The sequence below is a fragment of the Nocardia sp. NPDC049707 genome, assembly GCF_040674855.1.
Taxonomy (GTDB): Bacteria; Actinomycetota; Actinomycetes; order Mycobacteriales; family Mycobacteriaceae; genus Nocardia.
In genome coordinates, this window is sequence record NZ_JBFANN010000093.1 from 1 (window position 1) to 9,711 (window position 9,711).

Below are 9,711 nucleotides of genomic sequence, written 5' to 3' on the forward strand. Positions count from 1 at the left end.
GGTGGAACAGCGACCTCAGCAATCACTGAACTACCAGGAGTTCACTCAAATCTCGAGCGTCACACACGCGCAGCCGGAGTTCTCAGACGCTCACTCAGCGAGATCCTCAAGTTGAACTGGGTGGGTTCGGCAGCCATCCAACAGAGCCGCCACTGCCTCAGCGCGATCTACCGAACCAGGTTTGTCGGAGTTCAGGGGTGCCCGGAGCTCAAGGCTGTTCAGCAGGTCGATCGCGAGCCCAGCGTCGATACGAGAATTTTCTGCATTGACGGCGAAGCGATGGGCAAGTGTCGACAAGACTGCCACCGCTTGTTCTGGCTGCGGCAGGAGAGACGGCGTGCGCATGGCTCCGACGAGGTGACGGACCAACCGCTGCTCAGGCCACATCCCCGTCGGGCGGTCGGTGCGCCCCACTGTCGGCCACAGCGGTTTCAGGTCGTTGCTGTCATCGACCATGGACACCAGTCGGGCCGCGAAGGCCAACGACGCCAGAGTGTGTTCGGACTCGACGATCGTCAGACACAAGGACCAGAACAGATCGGAACCACTTTGCTGCCAGAGCATTTCGACCAGGATCTCGACACTGGGTCGTGCCGTGAGAGGCAGAACGGGATCCTCATCGAGCAGGCCGAGTAGGTGAGGTGGATCGATCGGGTCGAACAATACATAGATGGCGGCAGCGTAATCGAAGAGAATGTTGTGGGAGAACGCGAGAACACGGCGGCCTCCGGGCAGCGACGGTTCGATCGCGAGGACGTTCTCACTGAGCATCGATGTCACCGCCCCGCTGTCGGTTCCTGCGATGATTGGTTCTGCTTCGAGGACTCGCAGCAGTCGCGTGGATACCATCGCTCGGCAGATACTTGCGAGTACAGCGTCACGGGCGGTGACATCGTCGCTGCGCACACGATGCGCCCAATACGCATCGAGCAACCCGACCCGACTACGGATGCCGAGCAGACGCGCCCGTTCAGCACTCGATGAGTGATCGGTGATGCGTATCGCGATCCGTAGGTTGAACGGATTCCGGAGCAAGTTCTGCAAGCGCGAGGACGCCTCCCGCCACAGCGTGTCGAGGGGCGGGGTCATGGCGGTACTGAGTTCGACGTCGGTGAAGTCACCGACCACGATGTGGCGAACATCGGACAGTTGAGGATCCCGCTGGCTACTCGCTGATGACAGTGGTGCACCGGCGAAGGCTTGGCGGATTTGCTGATTGTGACGGGCGTCGAATGTCCGAACCGTCGCCACGATTTGCCATCGGGTACCGGCAAGGGCCGGCACGATCGAAGTGAGGACTTCACGGTCGTCGGCACCACGCAGCGCATCGACACCGTCGATCACGAGCAGTGCAGGCGCGCCGGTCCACTCTCGGAGGATCGTGCTCAATGGCGCATCCAGCTGCAACCGATTGCAACCGACCATATCGACAGCACGAAGAACAACGACCTCTTGGCGACTTCTGCGGTCACTCGCGAACGATGCCACCACTGCGGATTTGCCTGCACCCGCGTCTCCGACGATCAACAGGTTGTGGTCGTCGACATGGGCGGCCACGGTGGCACTTACGTCCCGTCGAATGTGTATCCCCGCAGAGATCGGCAGAGAAGAATCCGACAACAGCACCTCCAGGTTGGAGATCGATATGTCGCGGAGCTTGACTATCTCTGCGGCAAACCGAATCGGCGGCTCCAGGAAGATGTGTGCATGGGAAAGCGCTCGTTCCAACGCCGAGCGATCGCGCCACTGCCGCTTCTCCGCCGCAGTGTGTCCTTCCCCAACCAGGACACTCCACGCCGATGTGAGGTCGGTTCCAGTCGGCAACACTCTCGACAGATGCGAGATCGCCGCCGCATGTGCAGGTTCACCATCCTGCAAGGCGAGGGTGATGACCCGCACAGCGCGTAGGAAGTCACGGATCTGCTCGTGCGATGGTTCGCCGTTGCCCTTCGCCGCCCATAGGCGCCGCACATGAGCTACAACGACTTTCAACGCGTGGTCTTCTGGTTTGGTCAGTTCATGCCCGAGAGCGGTGCCAGGCGGCTGCGATGCTGTCCTGGCTACCGCCGCGGAAAGAGCGTCCCGGACTGTGGAGGGCGCTGAACTGTCAGTACAAATCACCAGTACGTCCCGTTCAGGGGCAAAGGCCCGTTCAGTGCCGTCCTCGACCGAAAAACGGCCGCTCAGATATTGAGCGACCAGTTGATCGAGCGCCTTACCGAGATCGCTCGTCTCGGTCTCGCCGAGCGACAGGCCCGCTTTGGCTTGAAACAGCGCGAACCCGCCGAGGTCGGTCCGCACGGCGACGTCATCGACATGGAACCCGGTCTGCGCGCCGACTTGAACAACTCTGCCTGCCACAAGTCTGGGGTCGAGCAGCGGAACCTCAACCACCATCGCGGTAGCCGCCCACGCGAACACACGATCCTGAAGCCCGCCACCAACAGCGTCACCGGCACCACCAGCCGACGCTCGGGACGTCACCGTGCATCACCACAACAGAACGTCGCTTGCTGCGAATTCACCGCCCTAGACTAGCGTTATGGCCCGATACTTGTAATCAGTTGCCCACCAGCGCCTCACGCCACGGAGTGCGGATTTGCGGACGGATGACGTCCTGCGAGGTTCGTGGGCGCAGAACGACCCTATGGTCGCAGGACGACTGGTGTGGACCTCACCGGCGTGGTCGGAGATTGACCCGAGTGCGCATCTGCGCGTCGGACCTCGGCCGCTGGTGGCGCTCCGACTGAGCCATTGACCGAGTCGGTTGGACCTCACGAAAACTGCTGGCGGTCCAGAGGAGTATGGACAGCATGACCGACACCGATCTAGGAGCCTTGTCCAGCGAGACTCTCGATCTCGACTCTGGTGATGTTGCAGGCCAGATGGATCTTGGCGACCTCGTCGATGAGGATGTCCCCAGTCCGCCGGCGCGCTACGTCTTCGACGCGGCTGACGTTCCGGCCGCGGCCCGCGTCCTGGACCACGCCTTCAAGGACCTCCTTGTCGGTGCCGACGGGTGGGGCGCTGTTGAGCGCGGAGTCAAGGAACTCGGTGTCGCACTACCTGATTCGTGTCAGCGGGCCCTTACTCTGCTCTCTTGCCGGCCTCTGAAGCAGAATGTAGGACTCGCGGGTGCGGAGCTCGCCGTCGATGCTGCTTCCCTCTCCACGCTCTGGCCCCGCGTCGCTGACGTCACCGACGACGAAGTCACCCTGTGGACAGCCTTGGCCGACGCGGTCACGGTTCCGGCAGCTCATGCTCGTCTGGCGGATCTGCTGTTCGCCAGGAAGGTCCCGAAAGCTGGTGGGTATGGGCGACGAGCGGCCCAGGCGTACATCGATGCCGTCGATCGCCACGAGATCGACACCCGCACTGCCGTTTATCTGCTGCGCGGATGGACGTTGGCGCGACGACTCAAGGACCTGGGCCTGGAAAACTCTGCACTGGACGTGATGATCGACCATGTCGACGTCCTCATGGAGAACCGCAATCGGTCCATGCCCGGCGCGATGTATCCGTTGCTGCGGGTGCTGTGCGAGAAGCCACAGGACTCCTCCCGTGTCGAAGACCTGCGGCGCTACGTCAACTTGGTGCTGAAGACTCTCGCTGCCTCCGAAACCCGGGAACACCTCATTGCTGAGGTCGCCCGGCTGCGCCGAAAATTGCTCGGGTCCGGGAAGTTGACGCAGGAACTGCGCGACGTACATGCTGACGAAGTCGCTGGGCTGTACCGGCAAGCACACGATGCCCCTAACCTCGCGGTGCGCTTCATTCATCTCGAGACTGCGGCAAAAGTCGCGACCGCCCGTGGCCTGCACGAGGAGGCGAAGAAGTTCGTCGCGGAGATGGAGGTGATCAACCTCGACGACATCGGCATGGAGGTGATCAGGACATCGAGCTCGATTCCGACCTGGGTGATCGAATCCCACCTCGACCCGTATACCGAGGCATCGGACTGGCGCACGGGCATCAGACTGTTCTGCACCGACCCTTGCGCACCGACCGGCCGAATTCAGGATCACCGCGCACTCGCCGCGACAATGGGCAAAGACCTGCTGCGTCTGCCCACCGTGCTCATCAGGAACGGGATGCCCCGCTACACCCTGAGTACTGACGAGGAGCAGGACAAGGAGGATGTGGCTCGAAGTGCCGGGATCCAGGCCGACTTGTACGGCGGAGTTCTGGTCGATGCCCTCCAGCGCATCAGCCAGCGATACGGTGTCCCCGCCGTCGATGAACTCACCGCTGTGTTCCTCGAGTTGGGTGCCGTCGATCCGCGGCTTGCCCGTAGCCTGGCCAAGGGCTTCGGGTACTTCTGGGCCCGAGACTACGAAGCCGTCGCAGGGATCGTGATCCCGAAAATTGAAGCCGCTGCTCGTGCCCTGCTTCGCGAACTTGATGAAGGCATCTATCAGGTACAAGCGGCCAAGAATCCCGGTAATTACCCGTACCTCCCCGTCCTCCTTGACGAGCTGGAAAAGCTTGCACTGGACGAGGATTGGGCATACTTTCTGCACTGGCAGTTGCTCGGGCCGATCGGACTCAACCTGCGCAACGAGTACGCGCACGGATTCATCGACGATGTCGGTCCGATACAGGCGGCGATGCTGCTGCGGGCCGCGGGGATGCTCATTACCGCGGCGCCGATTGCCGACAATTCGGGTCGTCGCATCGAGGTAGTGGCCACGGCCCCTCTACCGCCGGGACGCGACCGGATCCTCGACGCCGTGCTCGCGAGGACCAGTCGGACCGCATCTCGAATCTTCATCGCAACGGAAGGCATCCGCAGAAAACTGCGGGCGCGGCACCTGCCGGAAACGTAACCGGTCAACACGGGATCCGGTGCCCAATGGATGGGCGCCGGTGGGCGATTCGTCCACCGGTGCCCGCTCGATCATCGGCTACTTACGGACGTCCGAGGGTGTCCAGCTATTCTGGGTTTGTATGCGTGTGACCTTCGGGCTGGGTGAGACCCGTCGAGGTCGGCGTGTGGGTGGGGAACCCCAAGCTGACGGTTTGGGTTATCCGGGTCAGTCGCTGCGCGTCAGATCGCTTGTCGCGTAGGCATTCCAGGGTGCGGTCGATACCCTCGATCTCGCCGAGCCAGCCTTGAGCGGTGGCGCGGCGTCTGCGATCTTCCAGCTCGGCTTCGAGCTGGTCGAGTCGCCCCAGCATGCTGGGGTTCACATGGAGTTGGCTACATCTCAAGCATGCTTCTCTGAACTAGACCATCGCCCTGACCTACTGCAGTCGCCTTGGGCCCGCCGCTCACGCGTTCGGCTCTCGCTGCTAGATGCGAGGCGCTTGACCTTCACGTGGCGTGAGGCTGCATAGTCGGTGCTGTGGAGGAGCACCTGACCGTGGGACGTGTCGCCAAGTTGGCGGGTGTGAGCGTCCGCACGCTGCATCACTACGACGAGGTCGGGCTGGTCCGGCCGTTGGCGCGGACTGCAGCCGGGTATCGGGCCTACTCGCCCGGCGATGTGGAACGACTGCGCGAGGTACTTGCCTACCGACAACTGGGCTTCGGGTTGCGGGAGGTTGCGGAGCTGGTTGGCGACCCGTCCACCGACGCGATCGCGCACCTGCGCCGACTGCGCGGCCTGCTGCTGGAACGGCGCGATCGCACCGATGCCATGGTGGCCGCCATCGATAGAGAACTGGACGCACGGGCGAAGGGAGTCAAGATGACGCCGGAGGAGCAATTGGAGATGCTCGGCGCACGGCTGTACGACGCGATCGGTGGCGCTTACACCGCGACGCGGCGGACCGACGCGCGGATCGCGGCGCAGATCTGGGAGGCGCTCGGGGATGCACAGACGGTGCTGAACGTCGGGGCTGGCACCGGATCCTACGAGCCTTATGATCGGGATGTGACCGCGGTGGAGCCATCGGCGGTCATGCGGGCGCAGCGGCCTGCTGGCATGGCACCGTGTGTGGCTGGCGCCGCCGAGAGCCTGCCGTTCGGCGACCAGTCCTTCGACGCGGCGATGGCCGTCTCCACCGTCCATCACTGGCGTGACCCGATCGGCGGGCTGCGCGAGATGCGGCGCGTGGCGCGCCGCGTGGTGGTGCTGACTTTCGACGCCTGCGAGCCCGGATGGCAGGATCGGTTCTGGCTGACTCGCGACTACTTGCCTGAGTTCGGCGACCTCCTCGCAGACTTTCCATCGCTTGCCGGCATGGCCGACGCAATCGGCGCTATCGCGGAGCCGGTGGCCATTCCGTGGGACTGCGCTGATGGTCTGTTCGAGGCGTACTGGCGCCGTCCCAGGGCGTATTTGGAGGATCATGTTCGCCGTGCAGTGTCGGTCTGGACGAGGGTCGGACCGGAGGCCGAGCGCCGGGCGGTAGGAAGCCTCAGCGAGGATCTCGCCTCGGGCCGGTGGGGCGAGCGCAACCGCGACCTCGCCGACCTCGACGCGGCAGATCTCGGTCTCCGCTTGCTCATAGCCTGAACCGCGTCGCGTTCTCAGCATCGCGGGCCCCGGGATTTTCTGTTGCAGAAGCCTTTCCGGAGATCGAGCCGAACGTGGGTATGCCGAGTTGGGTGCCGGCTGCATGTCGCCGGAGCGTGGCATCGATCTGGGCGAGCTTGTCTTTGACGCCGCTGTAGCTGACCTGCAGGCCCTCGACTTCGCCGAGCCAGCCTTCGCGTTTGGCCTCGATGATGCGGGCTTCGAGGTTGTCGCGTATCTCTTCGAGCCTGGCTCGTTGGGCCGGGTCCGGTCTCAGGAGTGAACACCGGACACATGCGTGCTCATGAATACAGGGAGTCGAAAAAGCTCGCGCGCAGGTCCCGACCGACACCTTCCGCTTCTCGAAGTGGGACAGGAATGCGTCCCACTCTTCGTCGGTCGGAGTGCGATATTCTTCGGCGGGCCGAACGGACCGGCGGCGCGCGATGAAAGTCCGGTGCGCTTCAATGGTTTCGGCAGGGTAGACGGCCTTGTAGCCCATGGTCGTGTCGATGCTCTTGTGCCCGCAGATGACCTGTGCGATGTGTGGTGGCAGGCCGTTCACGATGGCGTCGGTGACGAAGATCCTGCTTGTCTCCGCGGTGGCCGTGTGCGGTCGGGTGCGTGTGGCTATTGAGCAGCTTGGCGGCAGTGGGCTGCCTCTGCCACTCCGATGACAGCGCGTGTTGCATTGCAGCCCTGGTGAAGTGACCGAGGTCACGCTTCGACGAGGTGGGACTGGCTCACCGATTGGCATGGATGGGCCTCCTGTTGGGCTGTCCGAGGATCGTTCGACGTATGTCCTGCGGGTGGTGAAGTATGAGGTGTGCTTGTTCGCCAGCTGACCGCCCGCGATCATGGATTGATCGATGCTGCGGTGCGGAGGTTCCGTGGTGTTGCGGTCGAAGACCATGCGCCGTTCTTGGAGGATCCGGCGACGATCGCCTTCGTCGCCTTCGTCGCCTTGGAAGGCCGCGAGGTCATTGGGTGGGTGTGGGGAATGCGGCAACCACGCGTATCCGAGCTTCGGGCCTCCGTGTGAGTTGCGTGACTTACCCGGTGTCGCGACGCGGTGCTTCTCGCCTTGACGGCGACCGACGTAGCGCCAGCCGCCGCCATCGGGGATGTTCCCGAGCTTCTTCACGTCCACGTGCACAAGCGATCCCGGGTGGTCGTGCTCGTACCTCCGGATGGTTTCACCAGTCGCGCGATCGACGTAGGCAAGTCGGTTCAGTCGCGCTGATCGCAGGATTCGGTGCACTGTCGACGGGGCGATGTCGAGTCTCGTGGCGAGTTGGACCGGCCCTTCTCGCAGACGCAGTCGCAGGCTGACGCACCTCTTCGTTACGGTCTTGGGTGTCTTGGTCGGAGACCTCCGCGGCCGTGAGGATCGGTCCTGCATGGACTCGCCTGCAAGGTAGCGGTCGACCCACCTCTTCACGGTCGGCCAGGACACCTGGAATCGGGCCGCTACTTCGCTGATTGGCCAGCCGTCGTCAACGACGAGTCGAGCGACTTTCATACGGTGGCGCGGGGTGAGGACGGCGTTCGGATGTGACATTTCTGCGCTCCTGGACGGGGTGAAGGGCCGACCATCGTGGGCGGGTTCACGCGGTCGTCGCAACACTCTCGATTGAGAGGTTGCGGCGACTGTGTCGTTTTCAGAGGATGTTGATCGTTTCGGCGAGCAGTTGGTCCGGTTGGTCGATGCCGGAGTCCCGGTGGGAGAGTCAGCCGATTCGCTGGGGATCACGCGTAGCCGCGCTTACGCGATCGTGCGGGCGGTCCGAGGATCGGCTGGCAGCCCGCGTGTCCGGCGACCGGCGCCGGATCCGGTGCTGGTGGTGTCGGTGTTCGACAAGACCGGTTCGGTGAACCAGGCCGCGAAAGCGGTGGGGGTATCGCATTCGGTCGCTCGCCGGATCTTGGTCGAGGCTGGTTTGGTCAGCGCCGTGAGAGCGGTTCGAGGGAAATCCGAGGCCAAACAGCGGTTTCTCGAGTTGGTGGCGGCGGGCTGGTCCTCGGCGCGTGCCGCGCGTGAGGTCGGGGTCCATGCGCGTACCGCCGATGATTGGCGTGCCGGTGTGCGGAAGACGGGGAACAAGCGGGTCTACCGCGATGGCACTGTCGCCGATTACCGCACTGGTGTCACCGCCCGCTACAAACAGTCGGTGAGCACCGCTGTCACTGCTGAACCCGCCGCGATCGGGGCCCGCTACCTGTGTCTGGCAGATCGTATCGCGATCGCCGACGGGCTGGCGGTGAAGATGACATTGACCGCGATCGCGGCGGGGATCGGTAAGGACAAGTCGACGGTGTCGCGGGAAGTCCGCGCTCACCGGGTCCAGGGCCGCTACCTGCCGTATCGGGCGCACGAGGCTGCCGCGGCGGCGCGAGCGCGCCCGAAGGAGTCCAAACTGGTGACCAACAAGGCCTTGCGGGCCGAGGTCGCCGATCGGCTGCGGCAACGGTACTCGCCCGAGCAAATCGCGGGCAGGCTCGTCAAGGACTTTCCCGACGACGAAAGCATGCGGGTGAGCCACGAAACGATCTACCAGGCACTGTATTTCCAAGTCCGTGGCGGGCTCAAACGTGAAGTGGCCCAAGCACTTCGAACGGGAAGAACTCGCCGCAAACCCCATCGCGCGCCCGATCAACGCAACCCGCGGTTCGTCGATGACATGGTCATGATCAGCGACCGGCCCGCCGAGGCCGATGACCGGGCCGTGCCCGGGCATTGGGAAGGTGACCTGATCATGGGTGCGGGCAACGCTTCGGCGATCGGCACCCTGGTCGAACGCTCGACCCGGTACACGATGCTGGTCCACCTTCCCGGTGCTCACGACGCCGAAACCGTCCGTGACGGGTTGATCGCCACGATCTCAGCGTTGCCCGCGCATCTGCGTGGTTCGCTGACCTGGGACCAGGGTTGCGAGATGGCCCGGCACAAGCAGTTCTCCATGGCCACTGACATGGCTGTTTACTTCTGTGATCCGCATTCGCCCTGGCAGCGAGGGTCGAACGAGAACACCTATTGGTGCACAGTGGTTCGTGCCGGACGACTTCGACGGGAGTTGTTGCGGCCCAGGGCTGCTGGGTGACTCGGAGAACACGTGCCGCAAGGCTTTCCGTTGATATGTCCACAGCAGCCCGCCGGGCGAGAGCCCTGACCGGGAGTGACTTGATAGAAGCCTGCTGAGCCGTCAACTCGCAATAGGTCTGTCCCCTGGTCGGGGCCCTCGCTTTGTCC

The 9,711-nt window shown here is 63.6% G+C and carries 4 protein-coding genes and 2 pseudogenes; 3 read left to right on the forward strand and 3 right to left on the reverse strand.

The window, feature by feature from the left end:
• Positions 1 to 90: 90 nt before the first annotated feature.
• Positions 91 to 2,397 carry a hypothetical protein gene (locus tag AB0J29_RS36520; RefSeq protein WP_364795777.1) on the reverse strand — a complete coding sequence of 769 codons (2,307 nt, stop codon included), beginning with the start codon at positions 2,395 to 2,397 and terminating at the stop codon, positions 91 to 93.
• Between the two features lie 416 nt (positions 2,398 to 2,813).
• On the opposite strand from AB0J29_RS36520, the gene AB0J29_RS36525 reads away from it, so the two are divergent.
• Positions 2,814 to 4,826 carry a hypothetical protein gene (locus tag AB0J29_RS36525; protein WP_364795779.1) on the forward strand — a complete coding sequence of 671 codons (2,013 nt, stop codon included), beginning with the start codon at positions 2,814 to 2,816 and terminating at the stop codon, positions 4,824 to 4,826.
• 106 nt (positions 4,827 to 4,932) lie between these two features.
• Here the strand turns inward: AB0J29_RS36525 and AB0J29_RS36530 are convergent, their stop codons facing one another.
• Positions 4,933 to 5,190 (reverse strand): hypothetical protein, encoded by a 258-nt coding sequence (locus AB0J29_RS36530; protein ID WP_364795781.1) that lies wholly within the window; start codon positions 5,188 to 5,190, stop codon positions 4,933 to 4,935.
• A 155-nt stretch (positions 5,191 to 5,345) separates the two neighbouring features.
• Here AB0J29_RS36530 and AB0J29_RS36535 point away from each other — a divergent pair, with 155 nt between their 5' ends.
• A complete protein-coding gene (locus AB0J29_RS36535; RefSeq protein WP_364795784.1) occupies positions 5,346 to 6,461 on the forward strand; it encodes a MerR family transcriptional regulator in 1,116 nt (371 codons plus the stop codon).
• Between the two features lie 1,006 nt (positions 6,462 to 7,467).
• Here the strand turns inward: AB0J29_RS36535 and AB0J29_RS36540 are convergent.
• A pseudogene (locus tag AB0J29_RS36540) lies at positions 7,468 to 8,022 on the reverse strand (helix-turn-helix domain-containing protein); the annotation flags it as partial.
• 610 nt (positions 8,023 to 8,632) lie between these two features.
• On the opposite strand from AB0J29_RS36540, the pseudogene AB0J29_RS36545 reads away from it, so the two are divergent.
• Positions 8,633 to 9,493, forward strand: a pseudogene (locus tag AB0J29_RS36545) (IS30 family transposase); the annotation flags it as partial.
• Between the last annotated feature and the right edge of the window lie 218 nt (positions 9,494 to 9,711).

Excerpts from the sequence above, each read along its gene's own strand:
- AB0J29_RS36525 (WP_364795779.1), top strand. The coding sequence starts at position 2,814 with ATGACCGACACCGATCTAGGAGCCTTGTCCAGCGAGACTCTCGATCTC.
- AB0J29_RS36520 (WP_364795777.1), bottom strand. The coding sequence starts at position 2,397 with ATGGTGGTTGAGGTTCCGCTGCTCGACCCCAGACTTGTGGCAGGCAGA.